At 57.7% G+C, this 17,154-nt stretch carries 16 protein-coding genes and 1 pseudogene; 7 read left to right on the forward strand and 10 right to left on the reverse strand.

The window, feature by feature from the left end; all coding sequences use genetic code 11:
• Positions 1–201 precede the first annotated feature (201 nt).
• Positions 202–1,611, forward strand: coding sequence for an amino acid permease (locus tag ACTHLA_RS08045; RefSeq protein ID WP_440187066.1), 1,410 nt, complete (start codon positions 202–204; stop codon positions 1,609–1,611).
• A gap of 57 nt (positions 1,612–1,668) precedes the next feature.
• Here the strand turns inward: ACTHLA_RS08045 and ACTHLA_RS08050 are convergent, their stop codons facing one another.
• The 4 genes and pseudogenes from ACTHLA_RS08050 to ACTHLA_RS08065 form a co-directional block, all read right to left on the reverse strand.
• Positions 1,669–2,325, reverse strand: coding sequence for a GntR family transcriptional regulator (locus tag ACTHLA_RS08050; RefSeq protein WP_440187069.1), 657 nt, complete (start codon positions 2,323–2,325; stop codon positions 1,669–1,671).
• A gap of 116 nt (positions 2,326–2,441) precedes the next feature.
• Complete coding sequence (locus ACTHLA_RS08055; RefSeq protein ID WP_440187072.1) at positions 2,442–3,953, reverse strand: tryptophan halogenase family protein; 1,512 nt, start codon at positions 3,951–3,953, stop codon at positions 2,442–2,444.
• A gap of 7 nt (positions 3,954–3,960) precedes the next feature.
• Positions 3,961–4,959, reverse strand: coding sequence for a 4-hydroxyproline epimerase (locus tag ACTHLA_RS08060; RefSeq protein WP_440187075.1), 999 nt, complete (start codon positions 4,957–4,959; stop codon positions 3,961–3,963).
• A gap of 1 nt (position 4,960) precedes the next feature.
• Positions 4,961–5,152 (reverse strand): annotated as a pseudogene (locus ACTHLA_RS08065) (dihydrodipicolinate synthase family protein); the annotation flags it as partial.
• A 16-nt stretch (positions 5,153–5,168) separates the two neighbouring features.
• Between ACTHLA_RS08065 and ACTHLA_RS08070 the strand changes: the two are divergent.
• Entirely contained in the window at positions 5,169–6,359 is a 1,191-nt protein-coding gene (locus tag ACTHLA_RS08070; RefSeq protein WP_440187078.1) for a M24 family metallopeptidase, read from the forward strand.
• Positions 6,360–6,537: 178 nt separating this feature from the next.
• Positions 6,538–7,881, forward strand: a complete 1,344-nt coding sequence (locus ACTHLA_RS08075) for a tyrosine-type recombinase/integrase (RefSeq protein WP_440187081.1) — start codon at positions 6,538–6,540, stop codon at positions 7,879–7,881.
• Between the two features lie 195 nt (positions 7,882–8,076).
• On the opposite strand, the gene ACTHLA_RS08080 is transcribed toward ACTHLA_RS08075, so the two are convergent.
• The 4 genes from ACTHLA_RS08080 to ACTHLA_RS08095 are packed head-to-tail and all read right to left on the reverse strand — an operon-like array spanning position 8,077 to position 11,925.
• Positions 8,077–9,051, reverse strand: coding sequence for a restriction endonuclease (locus ACTHLA_RS08080; RefSeq protein ID WP_440187084.1), 975 nt, complete (start codon positions 9,049–9,051; stop codon positions 8,077–8,079).
• 21 nt (positions 9,052–9,072) lie between these two features.
• Complete coding sequence (locus tag ACTHLA_RS08085) at positions 9,073–10,053, reverse strand: RES family NAD+ phosphorylase (protein WP_440187087.1); 981 nt, start codon at positions 10,051–10,053, stop codon at positions 9,073–9,075.
• Positions 10,054–10,100: 47 nt separating this feature from the next.
• A complete protein-coding gene (locus ACTHLA_RS08090; protein ID WP_440187090.1) occupies positions 10,101–11,030 on the reverse strand; it encodes a sce7725 family protein in 930 nt (309 codons plus the stop codon).
• A 7-nt stretch (positions 11,031–11,037) separates the two neighbouring features.
• Positions 11,038–11,925, reverse strand: a complete 888-nt coding sequence (locus ACTHLA_RS08095; protein WP_440187093.1) for a sce7726 family protein — start codon at positions 11,923–11,925, stop codon at positions 11,038–11,040.
• Between the two features lie 310 nt (positions 11,926–12,235).
• Here ACTHLA_RS08095 and ACTHLA_RS08100 point away from each other — a divergent pair, with 310 nt between their 5' ends.
• From ACTHLA_RS08100 to ACTHLA_RS08115, 4 genes are all read left to right on the forward strand, one after another.
• The gene (locus ACTHLA_RS08100) at positions 12,236–12,928 is read left to right on the forward strand and encodes an HNH endonuclease signature motif containing protein (RefSeq protein WP_440187096.1); all 693 of its coding nucleotides are present in this window, start codon (positions 12,236–12,238) and stop codon (positions 12,926–12,928) included.
• Entirely contained in the window at positions 12,925–13,566 is a 642-nt protein-coding gene (locus tag ACTHLA_RS08105) for a hypothetical protein (protein WP_440187099.1), read from the forward strand. Before ACTHLA_RS08100 ends, ACTHLA_RS08105 begins: the two co-directional genes overlap by 4 nt.
• Entirely contained in the window at positions 13,527–13,874 is a 348-nt protein-coding gene (locus ACTHLA_RS08110; protein WP_440187102.1) for a nucleotidyltransferase domain-containing protein, read from the forward strand. The genes ACTHLA_RS08105 and ACTHLA_RS08110 overlap by 40 nt, the downstream gene beginning before the upstream one ends.
• Before the next feature lie 140 nt (positions 13,875–14,014).
• Complete coding sequence (locus ACTHLA_RS08115) at positions 14,015–14,194, forward strand: hypothetical protein (protein ID WP_440187105.1); 180 nt, start codon at positions 14,015–14,017, stop codon at positions 14,192–14,194.
• A gap of 459 nt (positions 14,195–14,653) precedes the next feature.
• Here the strand turns inward: ACTHLA_RS08115 and ACTHLA_RS08120 are convergent, their stop codons facing one another.
• The gene (locus ACTHLA_RS08120; RefSeq protein WP_440187107.1) at positions 14,654–16,546 is read right to left on the reverse strand and encodes a GmrSD restriction endonuclease domain-containing protein; all 1,893 of its coding nucleotides are present in this window, start codon (positions 16,544–16,546) and stop codon (positions 14,654–14,656) included.
• Positions 16,547–16,686: 140 nt separating this feature from the next.
• Entirely contained in the window at positions 16,687–17,109 is a 423-nt protein-coding gene (locus ACTHLA_RS08125) for a restriction endonuclease (RefSeq protein ID WP_440187110.1), read from the reverse strand.
• Positions 17,110–17,154 lie beyond the last annotated feature (45 nt).

Raw genomic sequence — 17,154 nt, forward strand, 5'->3', positions numbered from 1 at the left:
CTCAGAGTTCCCTGTCGTCCTGCTTGCCTACGATCCTGCGATTTCCGCACTGGCCGGTGACGGAAAGGGCGTAGACCTGCCGCTCGACGCCGGTCCAACCCAGATCCAGCGCGTTCCCAAACGCTAAAATCAGGCCGCCCGGACTTCCGGCGCGGCCTTTTTCATGTTTCACATGGCAAAACACGTTTCAAAGGACACCACATGGCGCTCTTTCGTCTCAAACCGCTGGGGCAGGCCCCGCACGAATACAAGACTCTGGCCAAGACATTGAGCTGGCCGCATCTGATGGCGCTCGGCATCGGCGGTATTATCGGCACTGGCATCTATACGCTGACCGGCGTAGGGGCGGGGCTGGCCGGGCCGGGCGTCATCCTGGCCTTCGCGCTCTGCGGCGTCGTCTGCGCCTGCGCGGCCCTAGCCTATACCGAAATGTCGACCATGATCCCTCAGGCGGGTTCGGCCTACACCTATACCTATTCGGCCCTGGGCGAGCTACCGGCCTGGATCGTCGGCTGGGCTTTGATCCTCGAATACAGCCTGGCCTGTTCGACCGTGGCTGTCGGCTGGTCGGCGCACCTCGTCGGCTGGCTGGAGGACGGCATAGGTCTGCATCTGCCCGCAGCCCTGCTCAATGGCCCCTATGCGGGCGGGATTATGAACCTGCCCGCCGTTCTGGTGTCGCTGGCCGTGATGGGACTGCTGCTGATCGGCGCGCGCGAAAGCGCCACGCTCAACATCATCCTCGTCTTCATCAAGATCATCGCCCTGGGCGCCTTCATTGTCATGGGGCTGCCCGCCATCAGGGCCGGGCATTACGATCCCTTCCTGCCGTTCGGCTTCCTGGCCCACGAGGTCGTCGGCGAAAAATACGGCGTCATGGCCGCGACCGCCGTGGTCTTCTTCGCCTTCTTCGGCTTCGACGCGGTTTCGACCTCGGCGGAGGAGGCGAAGAATCCCAGCCGCGACCTCAGCATCGGCATTATTGGCTCGATGCTGGTTTCGACCCTCATCTACATGCTGGTGGCGGCTGTCGCAGTCGGCGCCGCGCCGTTTCAGGAGATCGCCAATAGCGGCGAGCCTCTGCCGCATGTGCTGCGCAGCCTGAACCATCCGCTGATGGCCGCTCTGGTCGGCGGGGCGGCCATTGTTGCCCTGCCGTCGGTCATCCTCGTCATGATGTACGGTCAGAGCCGCATCTTTTTCGTCATGGCGCGCGACGGGCTTTTGCCGTCCATCGTCGCCAAGGTCAACGCCAAGGGCTCGCCGGCCCTGATCACCCTGCTGACCGGCATTTTCGTTGCGGTGTTCGCCGGTTTCGTGCCGCTGAAGAAGATCGCCGAACTGTCCAACGCCGGCACGCTGATCGCCTTCGTTGCGGTGAGCGTGTCGATGATCGTGCTGCGCCATAAACGCCCGGACCTGCCGCGCCCGTTCAAGACGCCGGTATACTGGCTGACAGGTCTTGTGGCCATTGGCGGCTGCGGTTTCATCTTCTCAAGCCTGCCGGTGCAGAGCCAGGTCTTCACCCTGATCTGGATGATGATCGGACTGACGCTGTATTTCAGCTACGGCTACTGGAACAGCCGGATTCGCAAGCGCGCCGGGGAATAACAAAAAAGACCGGAGGGACTGCCTCCGGTCTTTTTTACGCATGGAGGGCGAAATCGCTCATGCCGCTTTTTCGGCCTCGAACTGGCGGCGCAGATCGGCGAGGGTGGAGGAGATATGGTCGTGCATCATGGCGGCGGCCTCCTTGTCCTTGCCCTCGGACCACAGATTCAGCATGGCCAGATGCTCATGATGGGCGCGGTCGTCGCGACCGGCGGGCTCTAAATGCTTGCCGACATAGCGCTCGCAGATGATGTGCAGGCGCTCGATGATCTGGAGCGTGACCGGGCGCTTGATCGGGCGGATCAGCGACATGTGAAAGGCGCGGTTCAGCTTGCCGACCTCGGCCTTGTCATGCACGGACGCCGCATCCAGCGCCGCCAGCGCGTCGCGCGCCGTCTTGCGATCGGCGTCCGTGGCGACCTTCGAGGCCATGCCGACCGCCTCCGGCTCCAGCTTCAGCCGCAGCGCATAGACCTCCTCGGCCTCGTCGGCGCTCAAGGGGCGCACGAAGAAGCCGCGATTGGCCTGCGACACCAGAAGGCCGTCCTGCTCCAGACGCGCCAGCGCCTCGCGCAAGGGAATTTTGCTGACGCCGAACTCGGCGGCCAGAGCATCCTGACGGATCGCCACATCGGCGGGAATTTTACCGGAAATGATCCGTTCGCGGATCAGGCTGAAAATCTGTTCTGAGAGGGTCTGAACCACCAGACTCATGGCGCGGCTCCGAATCACGATGGCTCACAATAAAACATCGCTATTTATATAAAGTATACCTGATGTAATCCGCTGGCGCATGCACTTGCAAGCGCAATTGTGCGTATGCACCAGAATTACGCAGACCTTTGCTGCGTCATTGCGCAATGCGCGGCGATCCAGGCCTCGTGCGGCGGCATGGCGGCGGCGCGGCCCTGCGTGCCTTCCCTTATGCGGTCCATGCGCCAGCGAAATTCGTCTGAAGGCATCCGGTCGGCGGCGGGGTGATAGCTGGCGGGGATAAGTCCCTGGCCCGCTAGCACCGCAAACCAGCTCGCTTCCTTGAACAACTCCTCAGCCTTGACCTGAGTGATGTTGCGCGCGGCGAAGACGTCGAGCCGGTTTTTCAGGCTGTCAGGAACAGCCATGTCGCGGCAGGCGCGCCAGAACGGCGTATCGTCGCGGCGGGTGATCTTGTAGTGCGCGATCAGGAAATCCTTGACGTTATCGTACTCGGCCAGAATCTCGGTGTTGAAGCCGTCGCGCAGGGCAGGGACGATCGGACCATTCGGGAAATATTTGAGCAGGCGAAAGATCGCCGTCTGCGCCAGATGGATGGCGGTCGATTCCAGCGGCTCCAGAAAGCCGGACGACAGGCCGATGGCGACGACATTGTTCACCCACATACGCTTGCGGTGGCCGGTGGTGAATTTAAGGACGCGCGGGTCGCTGCGGGATGGCCCGTCCAGACGCGACAACAGCTTCGCGCAGGCCTCGTCCTCGGACAGATAGGCGTCGCAGAAGACATAGCCATTGCCGGTGCGGTGCTGCAACGGAATGCGCCATTGCCAGCCCGCCTCCTGAGCGGTGGAGCGCGTAAAGGGCAGGGCGGGACCGGTCTTGTCGCACGCTACGGCGGCGGCGCGGTTGCACGGCAGCCAATGGCTCCAGTCGACAAAATCGACCTTGAGCGTCTCTGAAATCAGCAGGCCGCGAAACCCGGAGCAGTCGATAAAAAGATCGCCCTCGACGCGCCGTCCGTCGGTGAGGGCGACGGCGGTCACATCGCCCGTTTGCGCGTCCTGTTCAGCCCGTTCGATACGGCCCTCGATGCGGGTCACCCCCATACCTTCGGCGAGCTTGCGCAGAAAGCGGCCATAAAGCCCGGCGTCGAAATGAAAGGCGTAATTGACCGGCGGAATGTTCGGATTGATCTCTTGCAACCGGCCAAACCGGCCTTGCCGCGCAGAGAGGGTCTGGGCGTTGAACAGGCCGAAATCGGACGCGCCGCCGCAGCGCAGGTAACGCAGCCAGTAGTGGGTGAAGGCGACGCCGTTCATCTCGACGCCGTAATCGCCGAACGGATGGAAATAGCGGCTGTTCGGTCTGCTCCAGTTCACGAATTCGATGCCGAGCTTGTAGGTCGCCGCCGTCTCGCGCATGAAGGCGTTTTCGTCGACGCCGAGAAAGGCGTTGAAATCCAGCAAGGTTGGGATCGTCGCTTCGCCGACGCCGACCGTGCCGATCTCCTCGGATTCGATGAGCGTAACGGAGAGGGCAGGGCCGCCGAGGGCGCGCGCGAAAGCGGCGGCGCACATCCATCCGGCTGCGCCGCCCCCTATGATCACCAGTTTGCGAACGCCCGCCATCTTCCCCTTACAAAACCTGGAAACCCTGCCAGAACTGATCCTCGCGGTCGATCCAGAGGGTGTTGAAGCCGGTCGCGATCGCCGAGCCTTCGATGGAGGGGATGATGCCCGGTTGCCCGTCCACGTCCACCTCGTCCTCGATCCGACCGGTGAAACGGCTGGTGATATAGCTTTCATGCACGAAGCGGTCGCCCTTTTTCAGCCGTCCCAGCGCATGCAGATGCGCCATCCGCGCCGAAGTGCCTGTGCCGCAGGGCGAGCGATCGATGGCGCGCTCGCCGTAGAAGACGGCGTTGCGGCCATCCGCGCCGTCGTGTTTCGGCCTGTCGGCCCACAGGACATGCGACACGCCCCGAATGGTGGAATCCAGTGGATGGACAGGCTCGTAGACCGCCTGGACAAGCTTGCGGACCGTGCGCGACAAGTCGATGAGGCGCGCCGCGCCCAGATCGTCGAGGCCGGTATAGGCGCCTTGCGGCTCGATTATGGCGTAATAATTGCCGCCATAGGCGACATCGAGCGTCAGCGGGCCGAATTCCGGGACGTCAATCATGAGGCCGCGTCTGGCCAGATAGGCGGGGACATTGACGATCTTCACCGAGGTCACGCGCGCGCCTTCGCTCTGATAGGCGATGTCGATCACGCCCGCCGGGACTTCCAGCTTCAATTTTCCGGGCGCGCGCGGCGTGATCAGACCGTTCTCCAGCGCGAAGGTCACCATGCCGATCGTGCCGTGGCCGCACATGGGCAGGCAGCCGGAGGTTTCGATGAACAGGATCCCCGCATCCGTATCGTCTCGCGTCGGCGGATAGAGAAACCCTCCCGACATCATGTCATGACCGCGCGGCTCAAAGCACAGGCCGGTGCGGATCCAGTCGAAACGGTTCAAAAAGTCCTGCCGCCGTTCGGACATCGTCCCGCCCGCCAGCAAGGGCGCCCCGCCCGCGACGAGGCGGACGGGGTTGCCGGCGGTGTGGCCGTCGATGCAGAAGAAGGTGTGACGCATATTACGCCGCCTGAGTGATCTTCAGGCTGGGGCGCGTGGCGGCGGCCGTTTCGACCAGGGCGGTGACTTCCGCGCGTCGCGCGCCGGTCAGCGGCATACGCGGCATGCGCACCCGCTCCGAGCCGCGGCCCATAATCTGTTCGGCCAGCTTGATCGACTGGACGAGGTCGTGCTCGGCGTCGAGATGCAGAACGGTTCAGGTAACAGAGATGAGCATAGGCGGATCAAGCATAGAGGCGGAACTGGCGAAGCTGACGCCGCCATCCAACCCGGTGCCGATGATCGGCCTGGCCGAACGGCTGGCGCGGCTGGACAAGGCCCGCCGCCTGACGCGCGATCTGGGCGCGGACGCCTTGCTGGTCGGGGCGGGCGCCAGCCTCAACTATTTCGCGGGCGTGCCCTGGGGCGCGTCGGAGCGTCTGGTCGCCATGCTGCTGCCGGTGACGGGCGAGCCGATCTTCATCTGTCCCTTCTTCGAGCGCGGCTCTTTAGAGGCCGACCTGAACATCACCGGCGATTTGCGGCTGTGGCAGGAAGATGAAAGCCCGTACGCCCTGATCAAGCAGGCGATGGCGGACCGGGGGCTATCGAAAATCGCCGTCGACCCGGCCATGAGCTTTGAGATGGTTCATCGCCTCGGTCGCGAAACGGGGCTTGAGATTAGGGAAGCGTCACCCGTGATCCATGGCTGCCGCATGTACAAGTCGCCTGCCGAAATCGCCCTGATGCAGCAGGCCAAGTCGATGACGCTTCAGGTCCATCAGGCGACGGCGCGCATTGTCCGCGAGGGGATCACCACGACCGAGGTGATCAACTTCATCGAAGCGGCGCATCGCAAGCTGGGCGCCGCGGGCAACAGCTTCGTCATCGTGCAGTTCGGGCGCGCCACCGCCTATCCGCACGGCCTGCCCGGCGTACAGACCCTGCGCGAGAACGAACTCATTCTGGTCGACACCGGCTGCTATGTGCAAGGCTACACCTCCGACATCACACGCACCTACAGTTTCGGCGAGCCGACGCCGGAGCAGCGCCGCATCTGGGATATTGAAAAAGAGGCGCAGGCCGCCGCCTTCGCCGCCGTCGAAGTCGGAAAGCCGTGTGAAGACGTCGACTATGCGGCGCGCGCCGTGTTGGAAAAGCACGGTCTTGGCCCGGATTACAACCTGCCCGGCACGCCGCACCGCACCGGCCACGGCATCGGCCTCAGCATCCATGAACCGGCCTATCTGGTGCGCGGCGACCGAACCCCGCTGGCCCCCGGCATGTGTTTCTCGAACGAGCCGATGATCGTCATGCCCGACGCCTTCGGCGTGCGGCTCGAAGACCATATGTACGTCACCGACAACGGCGCGACCTGGTTCACCGAGCCGCAACCCGCCATCGACCGGCTCATAACCTGAAGGTCGTCAGTTCAAATCTGGCCCCCGCAACCAAACATTCAACGAAATCAACACGTTCTAAGCCTCCCTTGGGAGGCTTTCTGCATTTTAGGCCTAGCACCGGTCTAGCACACCGATTTGACAATCTCTCGCAGGAGTCGCATGATGGCTTTGCACACGCAAAAGCTAGGGATTTGCGATGACACGGCACGAGATTTTAAGCGGCAAGGTCCAGCTCTATCGGCGCACGACGCGGGTCTGGCACTGTTCGGCCTCCATCAACGGCGTGCAGCACCGCGCCTCGACTAAGGAAGACGATCTGGCTCTGGCCAAGGTGGCGGCGGAGGACTGGTATCTGAACCTGCGCGGCATGGCGCGCGCGGGACTGATCCAAAAGAAGGAGATCAGCTTCGATAAGGTCGCCGATCAGTTCGAGCGCGAATATGTTGCGATCACCGAGGGGCAGCGCAGCGAGCGGTGGGTGGAAGGTCATCGCATGCGGTTACGGCTGCACCTGCGGCCTTTCTTCGGCAATCTCGGCATCTCCGAGGTGACGGCGGGCAAGGTGCAGGATTATCGCGTGCATCGCGCCGGTCAAAGCGGAAGGAAACCCGCAAGGGCGAAGGACGGGGAGGCGCAGAAGCCGATCCGTCCCCCCTCTCGCTCCACCCTCCATGATGAAATCGTCACCCTGCGCCAGGTGCTGAAGACCGCGCTGCGCCATGGCTGGCTGACCGCGTTGCCGGACCTGTCGGCGCCCTATCGCACCCAGGGCAAGGTCGTGCATCGTCCGTGGTTCTCACCGGCGGAATATAAGGCCCTCTATCAGGCGACGCGCGAGCATGCGCAAGGCGCTGGTCCTCGCCATCGCTGGAGCGCCGAGCAGTTGCATGACTTCGTTTTGTTCATGGGCAATACGGGGCTTCGTCCGGACGAGGCCAAGAACCTCCAGCATCGCGACGTCACCATTGTGCGCGATGCCGCCACCGGCGAGGAGATTTTAGAGATCGAGGTGCGTGGCAAGCGCGGCGTCGGTTACTGCAAATCCATGCCGGGGGCGGTCTTCCCGTACAAGCGTCTGCTCTCCCGGCCCAAGCCCGTCGTCACCGGGCGGCAGGTTGAGCGCTTACGTAAAGAGCGGAGAGGGGAGACGGTCGATCCCATTGTTGAAGCCTATCCCGAGCCGCAGGATCCGCTCTTCCCTGGTGATCAGGTCAAGATGTTCAATCGCGTCCTTGACGCCTACAAGCTCAGATATGACCGCGACGGTCAGGCGCGGACCGCCTATTCCTTACGGCACACCTATATCTGCATGCGCCTCATGGAAGGGGCCGACATTTATCAGATCGCCAAGAACTGTCGCACCTCCGTTGAAATGATCGAGCGATTCTACGCCGCTCATATCAAGAACACCCTGGACGCTTCCGCCATCAATGTGCGTCGCGCCCGCCACGCGCAGAACGAAATCATTGAAAAGGTTTTCCACGGTGAGGCTGGCAAGCACGACGGAACCGGAGGCCAGCAGAACGCCGAATGGGATTAAGGCCCGTGGACACGGGCGGACTTGAAGGAGCCGAACGGCGATAACTAATCAAGCTCGAACGAGCGAAACTGAGGTGATGCTTCTGGCTGGGAGTTGGCTGGAGTTGGCCCATACCGGACCTTCGTATCGTGCCACTTTTGCCGAAGAGGAGACATTCGACATCATATCTATGGCCGACATCGGTGCCGTTCCTGATCATTTTCGGATTTCCCGGAACGCCAGGCGGTTCAGTTTAGCTGAGCGAACCTTTGTTGCAATAAAATCCAGCAAGTCGCCTTCACGCTCAAGGAGCAGGACGACCTCTTCCAGCGTGCAAAGTACCAGCAGCCGATGGTTCAAAACATCATTCGCCAGTTCCAAAGCGGCAGGCGTGTATCCCGAGTTCGAAATGAACAGACCGCTCACACCGGCGCGCATCATCAATCTGTTCACGTGCTGACTTATTTCACCGGGACCAAGCTTTTCCGCCCACCATTTCATCTCGACTAGAAAGAGCTCATTGGAAATTTCTATAACTCCATCAATTTGTTCAAGAACGCCTTCCGCATTGGCACCGATACGTCTAAAATCCTCTGCGACGAGAATGTTGTAGGCGGCGAACAGTGCGTTTAGCGCCCCTTCCAGGCTCTTTCCACGCTTATGGGCATCTGGATCGGCGAAAAGGGCAAATAGCCGTTCCTTGGCGGTGGCGATCTTGTCGCGCGTTTCTCGTGCAAGCTTGGCGGCGGACGAAAGCTCATTCTCACGCTGGTTTTGGCGGGCCTGTGTCGCCTGCTCCTTCGCCTGCGCCATGCGTGTGAAGCTATCTTTGACATTTATTACGCGCTGGATTTCGGCGACGAGACCTTTCGCCGGAAGCACGTCGCTTTCCCAACAACGCGTGAAGTCTTCAAACTCGACGACCCGCCGCAAAAGCTGCCGGCGTACGGTTAGGCTGTCATCCCCGTCTTCATTCAAAATCGTTAAAAGGCGGCGCGCCATTTCGTATTTGTTGATGGACTTGCGATCGTTCGTAAACGCCTCCTCCACGTCAATCATCTGTGACGGCTTCATGCCGGCGCCACGAAAAAATGCGAGTACATCTTTTTTCGAACGCGCAAGTAAGGGGATTGCGTCGATCAGAAGGGAGAAGAGCTCAGGCGGATAATGATAAATGGTTCCTACGGTCATGGCGGACCTTGCGTTTTAGGTTTAGACGGGTGCCAAAGTGACCTGAACCTTGGCCACGGTCCTGACGTTAACCGCGCCTGGCGCGGCGCGGTTGGGGTTGAATAGAGCGAGATTCATGCCATCACTCACTGAACTTCGGTATATGACGCCGTCATATCCTGCTTTTTTTATAAGCTCACACAGATACTGACTGGGCACATAATCGATGGCTGCACCTTGGGGTAATACAGGTCGCGTCAGTTCTTCGCCGAGGCGGTGAAGGAAGGGCAGATCGGTTCGCAGAGCGCCAATCTGATCCTCGTCGCCATACATGAAAGGCGACAAGAGCGATCGTGGATCTCTCAGGTCGACCATTTTTAGACCTTCACCAAGGGTGAAGTCTGCAATTGAGGCAATCTCCCCAGTATGGGGGCGGACCTCCGAAATTGAGGTTTCTTCGGTAGAGCCGAGATATAGATATGGAATACCTGGTGGGTTTGCCCTTCCATGAGATGCAATGCGCTTAGGGGGCGGGCCCATCTGTTCAATCGTATATCCGGCACCGCCCTGGTGTAGGCGTGCGCGATACCATTGGTCCGGCAGGTCTTCGGCAACTAATCCGGGAAGAAGGGATGTCATTCGGTCTGTATCGATCTTCTTGTCTGGAAAGAAGCGGTTCGTATACATGAGCTCATTTCGAAGCTCTTCCCATTGCTGTAAACCGTCACCGAGGTACCTCGGCGAGGGGCTAAAATTCTTTTTGGTGATGTCATAATTGGCGAGCACTTCTGCCAGCAGATGTATCGCCCGAGCATCATCGATATTTGGATGTGTGAAAATGCCCCAGTCGTCGCGGAGCCACTGAACCAGAGATGCACCGGCCTCGTCTTCGACATAGATGGATATCAACGGTGCAAACAGATCTTCCAATTCGTTGGGACGAATAAGCGCCGTATTTTCCGTTTGGCAAAAGTGACACTTCCCGCTTTCCTTGCTCAAGGCGGGAATGGTGTTCTTTTTCAACTGGCGATCGTTAAAACACTCGCCGCAACATTTGAAAACGGTGGTTATCATTTGAAATAGTCGGCAAGCGTCTCGATATGATGCTGCATGGAGAGCTTTTTTACATATCCCAGCCCAGGGAAATGCTGGTTCTCGAAGATTTCTTTAAACTCTAGAGCGGCGTTCGTTTTTAGTATCTTCGAATTTGGCGCATCCAGTTGTGCGACCAACTTGGCTAAGGCTTCCGCAAACTTACCCGCCGGGTCCGTGGGGGTATCAACCCGGTCAGAAACGAAATGATAGACGTACATGGCGTCGTCTTGATCAGGATCGATGAATGTCAGGTGTATGGCAATGGCGTAGGCCGGACCACCGCCCTCAAGAAACTCATCGCCGACGGTCAGGAAATCGCCGAAGCCATTCATGCCCTCGTCGGCATAGGTGATGTGCAGGTTAGAGAAGAACTCTACCGGCTCGTAGTCGCGGTTGCGCTGTTTTTTGAAGCCATCCCGGATCAGAACGCGGGTCGCGTTCTTGAAGTGGCGTTGGTACAGTTTGTTTTCTTCGGTAAAGACGTGTCGTATTTTGGGCAGTTCAGCGCCCAATGCTTCAGCGAGGCCTTTCCCATCGATAAACCCAGCGTGGACCAAGGTGCAGGGATGGTCTTTGTGCCCATTGAAAAATGTCATGACGTCGGCGGTCGTCATGCTCTTTTTTAAAAGAATGCCTGCTTCGATACCGGCTTTGCCGACATATTCGTCTTTTAACATCGAAGAGATTTCGGCGCCGTCACTTGAATGATCGCCGTGGTGCGGATTGATCAAAACGACGGCTTGGCCGTTCGCTTGGCAAACGGCTTTCAAGGCTTTCGTCAGGCCCCCCAATGATTCCTTGACCGGCTCAATAATAGGTATGAACTTGGCCTTGGCTAGGATCGAGGCATTTTCTCGTATTGTTATCAGTTCGTTCTGCTTACCGCGGAAGTAGGGGTGATACATATTGATCCTATGCCCAAGCCATAGCTTCTTGAAGATTGGTGGTCAGCGACGAGACTAAACGATGATGATCGGAACGGCGGATTGTCGTTGAGAGCGCGGCTGGCTGCAGGGATAGTGGCAGGTTCTCCACCAGTTCGGAGAGGGGAGCCAGGTTTCGCGTGCACTTGAGGATTTTGACCATAGCCACGTGTACGTCTCGCGCAGGCAGGCCTTCAAAGCGTTTCCTTAGTTCGGCGTGCATGACGGTGTTGGGAACTCTCGGCACTTCTATATTGAGGTAAGTCAGGATCGCCTTTGCCTCATTTGTACGGACAGATTCAAAAATCGTGGTGGGGCAAACGCGGTCTGGTCTGTCGACGGCTTTTCTGACCTCGCTGATCTGATGACGCTTCGAGAGCTGGAGCACGCCAATTTCGTTTGGCGTCGAGGCGAGCACGGAATCAATGTGGTTTTCGCCAGCGATGACGATGACGCTGGGAAACACTTTTTCATAAGCGAGGATTTGGCGCTCCAAGCGAGAAAGGGAGTCCCGTTCGGATTTAATCTCGTAAACCGTAGCGGTGCCGTTGAGAATCGCGAGATCTGCCTTGCATGGGCCTACCCTGAATTCATTCAACATCGACGCGGTTTTAAGCGAATGCTTTCCCAGCAATATTTTATGGGTAAGGGCGGCTTTGTAGACATATTCGTCGCGGCGCTCACCGAACCGAAGTAAACTGAAGGCCGTCTCGAATAGATCGGCGACACAATCGGACGATGAGTGTCGTTCAAGCAGCAGCGACTCTTTCACCAATCTGGTGAAGAGCGCTGATTTGCCTTTTGACGCGAGTTCCCGAAAAACAGTTGACGAAAATAAACGCGAAATGGCTGGAAGTGTTGATGAGTTGACCGACAATATAAACTATTAACGCACGACAATTTGGAAGTGCACTCCCCTCAGGGATTCTAAGCTAATTCGCTGTTGAATGATACCCGCTTTTTCTGATCGGTGCTTTCGCTGGGCTGAGGACGCGCATCTGATGATGCTCATTAGTGCCATGTCTATCACACCAAGACTCTTGCTATCAGACCGGCGTGATATGGCCATGGGATAAGGTTTTGAAAAGACAACCGTAGCTTGATGTTAGCGTGACGGTCGTTTAGACGTCTTGTGAATATCAATGGATTGACAGGGGGTCGATCCACAGGGCTTAGGCTTGTCAATAATGGCTGACCGCAACGCAATTCCAGCGGCAACAAAGCTTCGACTTTTCTCGGACGCGGCGGGGCACTGCCAGCGACCGGAATGCCTGGCCCTGCTTTTTCCGGTCGAGATGGGGGGAGACAAGCATATTGCTGAAATGGCGCATGTCATCCCACATGGGGAAAAAGGCCCACGTCACGCCGACAGGCCTGCAGAGAATTTTGATGTCGATTCCAGCGAGAATTTGCTGCTCCTCTGTCCGACCTGCCATACCAAAATTGACAAAGATCCGGATGCTTTCCCTCGGGCATTGCTTCTGGACTGGAAACAAAATCATTTGGCACATCTGGCCCTTCATCAGGGGATCAAGGCCTATGCCGAGCGTCACGAGGCAAGGGCCGCGGTTCAGGCACGGATGGAAGAGAATGGAGCGATCTGGAAGAGGTTTGCTCCGAGTGAGGGGAGCGATTTCGAATACGATCCTGAATCAGAAAGTGCGCGCCTTTGGACTGCCCGAATGAGGAGTGTCATTCTGCCCAACCACTATCAAATTCAAGCAATCATCGCGGCCAACCTGCATCATGCTAACCCCGGCGAACGTGCAATATTCGCGGAATACCGGGAGCATGTGCGTGGGCTTGTGGAGCGGCATGTCTGTGGTGTCGCCGGCAATGCAATTCGCTTTCCTAAAGAAATGGCAGGTATCTTCTCGTGAACTGGCAGGTCAAATACGCACTTGATTACCTTAACGATGTTGGAAATCTAAGCGCGGTCCACGTCGATGGCGATGTCATCAAGATCGAGGCGCCGAAACAGCCCAATGTCGTCGCAGCGATTTCGGCTGAATATACTGTAGATATAGGATTAGCGAAGTCGTACGTGGACAGTGTACCCGGTCTTGATTTCCTCTGCGGGTATCGTGCGGAATGTGTCTGGGAGGGGGCTACAATCGAGTACCTGGAAGACGCTGGCATAGGATGGGGAAATATTGGCACCCTCGCGTCCGCGGCAATAAAGGGAGATGCCAATTCTGTTGGCCATAAGACCTTTCGCTTCGCCGATAGACTTCTGCGTCAATTCGGTCTGATTAAAAGCATCGAACGTGAATTCGACCGGATTTACCGGGTGACACTCAAGACGGGCAAGGTACTGAGGATCGGGATGCTCATGGAATACGAACCTACGGCAGCGGGTGTTCGCAGCCTTTGGGATCGGTTCGGCCGCGTCGATGTGATCTGGTGCATAAATCCAAATGGAGGGCCGACCACCAGGGCGATAGAAGCAGCAGACAATCTGGGATGCGAAGTGGTGAAATGGGAAGACTTAAAAGCGCTAATGAAGGCGCGCCGCTAACGGCATGTAGGGTGGCCGATCACTTGCTAAGGTCTTGTGCGGCGCTATACGGGTTCGAGGCTTATATGTTCGGATCATGGGTCACTGGTACCGGAAGCGACATAGATATCCTGATCATTGGAACGGATGGTCCCGCCTTAAGTCGGCTTCAGAAGGAGATACGGCTCGCGGGCGAAACCCTTCCGTTGGACGTTCTGTACATGTTGCCAGCCGAGGCAATGGAAACGTCCTTCGTCCGTGCGCAGAAATGCATTCCCTTGGAGACGCTTGCTGCCGGCTATCAAGCCTCACTGCGCGGTGAGCCCTAGGTTCGAGGGCGATCCTCACTTTAATTGAGGCAATTTTTGAAGCCGGCCAATCTTTAGGTCAAAGTTTTAGGTCTGCAACTGCCGACCATTGTACCGTCCGCTTTTGGGCACGAAAGTTCGGTGCAACGAGGATGTCTCCTTTGGGGCGCGAAGGCGACCTGCCGGATTTGGTCCTTACCGGAAATATGGCCAATCCACGCATTAATAAAACGGAAGTGAAATCGAATTTCATGGAAAATCTGACGCAATCATTTTATTCAGGCGTTCGCCTTTTCCTGATTGAGTCGAAAAAGGCGGGCGAGCACTTCGTTGTCGGTTAGCGGGCCGTTACGGAAATCATTGCCCCAGCCGTATGCATCGGCCACCGCTTCATCAAGCGCGCGGTGGGCATGGTCGAGCTAAGCGGGGCGGGCGTTGTAGAGGTTGGTGAGGGTGCGTTTCGCCAGTTCCTTCACCGCCACGTCGTCCTTGGGCAGGATGCGGTCGGGATAGCCGGGCACCACTTCCGGTTCGCGAACCACCAGGTCGGGGGGGCAGACATCGGCCAGACATCGCCGCCAGTGGTCTTAGCAGCACCTGTCTAGAATACGAACCATTTCCCCCCTTGGGATCGGCGGAAATGGGATCGAGAACTCCCAGTAATGCGCATAGATCATTGAAATGGCTTTGCGACGCTGAACGCTCCTTGAGCTCGATGTTGCGCCATTTGTTGAGAAATTCTTGCGGCGTCACGCAATGCCTTGGTGATCGACGTAGGGAAGAACGGTCTGGTTTGGGCCTCACGCGGCTTCTTCCATCTCCTCCTCGCCGTAGTACTCGTCTTCTTCGTCCGCGGGCAGAATACTTTCGCGAACGGCCTCCTTGCCCATCGCAGTTTCGATCAATGACAACAGTCTGGAACGACGCATATCCATGAAACCGTCGAAATCGTCTGCAGCCAGCAGTGCTTCCTCGATCTCGTGGCTTTTCAGAATGGCAGACAGGCGATCTGCCGCAATGGGCGGGTTGTTGTCGTTCCCCTTCGTCAATCGGCCAATATACGCCGACGGAGCGACGCCGCCCAGCATGCGGTTAGTGGCGGACGTCAGCGGAGTCTTGTTCACGATGCTGTTGTAGATCGCGGGCTCGATCTTCTGGTTTTTGCACCAAGCTTCCGGGAAGATATGGTGGATGTCCACGTTCTCATCAAAGAACACGGTCTGGTCATAGGACTGACCTGATTTGAAATCCTCGGCCCCGGACTTCATCAGTAGGGCGTGAACGCCCTTGTACGCAGCAGACAAGCGCGAACGTAGAGTGCGAAGACGCTTTTCCTCGAAACTTGAGCGCTGCACCGTCTGCGGCTCGGCACCGCCGTTGATCCAAGGCGAGAAGTCGCGGATGTCGAGCGCAAAGCGGCTTTCAACCGCTGAACCGTAGAGTTCTCCGAAAACACCGCACCAGTACCATTTGGCCAGCTTCTGTCGCACGGCGTCGTTTTCCCAAGCCGAATTAAGCTCAGCAAAGATCGCGGCCAACGGCACCAATTGCGTCTGGTATGGCAGATCGCGCGAATTGAAGATCTTCAGTGAATGAAGGAACTTTGCCGCGGACACATATCCGGCCTCAACTTTATCCGCCCATTTGCGGTAGGCAGCCAGTGGCACTTGTAGCAAGCTGTTGCGAGTGGCGCTGATCGCAGGCGGCTCTAATCCTGCGGAAATCGCATCGTCGCGACTCTCCTTGGTATAGAGGAGGGAGACGGCCTGCAAAAACTCAACTGGCTCAATCTTCGCTAGCACCTTCTGGTTAATCAAGCGCTCGCGGCGGGCCTTCCAGTCGTCGCGGAGATGGAACTTTTCCGAAGCATACATTGCCGTAACCAGTTCGAAGGCATCAAGGGGCTTGCCACCCGTGTTGACCTTCTCGAACACTAGGCACACGGCGGCACGCGACGTATCCTTGCCAAGCTTGATGACAGGTACGTGGTAGGACGTGAAGTTATTCACGACCTCCTGGGCGAAGCGATTGATAAGTTCCCATTTCTCCTGCCGAGCCATGGGATCCTTCGCCATCCATTGTGCTGCTGAAATCTGCCACCGGTTTTCATCGAAAATCCGATCGATGGGAAAATAAAGCGCCTCAAATTCGTGCTCTTCGCATGACAGGTCGAGCTTTACGTCCCGGCCGAAATTTTGCCGGATGATTCGGTCCTCCGGCGCGGCAATCACGGCATCAGAACGCGCCACATTTGGATCCAGAGCAGCGCGGATATCGAAATAGAAATGCACCTTGATCGGCCGCTTTTTTGCTGTCTGCGTGGCAACTGGGACTTGTGAAAATGTCGATTGATACAACGAGGTCATTCGCTGCTGGCCATCGAGCAGGTACGCTTCAAGGGGCTTAATTGGTGTGGGAGCGCCTTCTACGGGCCGCACCGCAAAAGACACTTCACCTGACGCATCTAAAGTCATTAAGGCGCCAACAGGAAAACCCTCGGAGATTGACGCAAGGAGATCAATGATCCGATTTTGATCCCAAACCCATCCGCGTTGAAAATCGGGGAGTTGCAACTTCCCGTCATGGCACTCGCGCATGAGATCTTTCAATGAAACAGGATTAGTTTGAAATGACGTCGTCAAGATCAGCCCCCATAAACAGAAAGCAAAACCAACACGCGCGGCTAAATCCACGGTGATATTCAGTTCTTACTTCCACGCATCATACAGTCTAGCAGTTCTATGCCAAGAGCAGATCTCGGGGAGCGTGCGGGCCGTTTCGTCATGAAAAAAGACGCCACTTCGTGAGCGAATATCAGTTTCTGCAGAATCCATCAAGATCTCCAACGCGAGAGAAAGCCGACCGACCGCAACCGCCAGAGCGAACTCAAACGCGGATAAAAGCTGGGGGCAACGTCGTCTTCAGAACGCAGGCTGGGTCCGATGATTTTCGCGAGCGAGGCCTTATTCCTGGGCGTGAGATGGCGAGAGGTCACTAGAATGTAACGCGTTGGGCTCAGCTTATCGATGGTCTTGCGGGAGCGGCGCATGACGCCTGCCAATCCGGCAAATGAGGAGAGCTCATAATGCTTTGCTTGCAGGATCGTCGTATGGCCACCAGCTGAGTGGTGCCCATCAATGCCGCCGTCCGGCCCTGGGCCAAAGGCTTCGAAACGGATCGAGAGCAGCTTTCCAATCAGATCCCGGCCGAGGTCTTCGAAATCGGCGCTTGAGAGCGCGGAGAAATTCGTACTCATTTTGCGTTACCGATCATCGGATATCGTCTGCTTTCCCGTGGGTGC

This window comes from Asticcacaulis sp. (genome assembly GCF_051956075.1).
Taxonomy (GTDB): domain Bacteria; phylum Pseudomonadota; class Alphaproteobacteria; order Caulobacterales; family Caulobacteraceae; genus Asticcacaulis.

Bases quoted from the DNA above. Each gene is read 5' to 3' on its own strand.
- ACTHLA_RS08045 (WP_440187066.1), top strand. From the start codon at position 202: ATGGCGCTCTTTCGTCTCAAACCGCTGGGGCAGGCCCCGCACGAATAC.
- ACTHLA_RS08090 (WP_440187090.1), bottom strand. From the start codon at position 11,030: ATGTATCACCCCTACTTCCGCGGTAAGCAGAACGAACTGATAACAATA.
- ACTHLA_RS08110 (WP_440187102.1), top strand. From the start codon at position 13,527: ATGGGAAGACTTAAAAGCGCTAATGAAGGCGCGCCGCTAACGGCATGT.
- ACTHLA_RS08100 (WP_440187096.1), top strand. From the start codon at position 12,236: ATGGCTGACCGCAACGCAATTCCAGCGGCAACAAAGCTTCGACTTTTC.
- ACTHLA_RS08055 (WP_440187072.1), bottom strand. From the start codon at position 3,953: ATGGCGGGCGTTCGCAAACTGGTGATCATAGGGGGCGGCGCAGCCGGA.
- ACTHLA_RS08050 (WP_440187069.1), bottom strand. From the start codon at position 2,325: ATGAGTCTGGTGGTTCAGACCCTCTCAGAACAGATTTTCAGCCTGATC.
- ACTHLA_RS08060 (WP_440187075.1), bottom strand. From the start codon at position 4,959: ATGCGTCACACCTTCTTCTGCATCGACGGCCACACCGCCGGCAACCCC.
- ACTHLA_RS08075 (WP_440187081.1), top strand. From the start codon at position 6,538: ATGACACGGCACGAGATTTTAAGCGGCAAGGTCCAGCTCTATCGGCGC.
- ACTHLA_RS08080 (WP_440187084.1), bottom strand. From the start codon at position 9,051: ATGACCGTAGGAACCATTTATCATTATCCGCCTGAGCTCTTCTCCCTT.
- ACTHLA_RS08070 (WP_440187078.1), top strand. From the start codon at position 5,169: ATGAGCATAGGCGGATCAAGCATAGAGGCGGAACTGGCGAAGCTGACG.
- ACTHLA_RS08125 (WP_440187110.1), bottom strand. From the start codon at position 17,109: ATGAGTACGAATTTCTCCGCGCTCTCAAGCGCCGATTTCGAAGACCTC.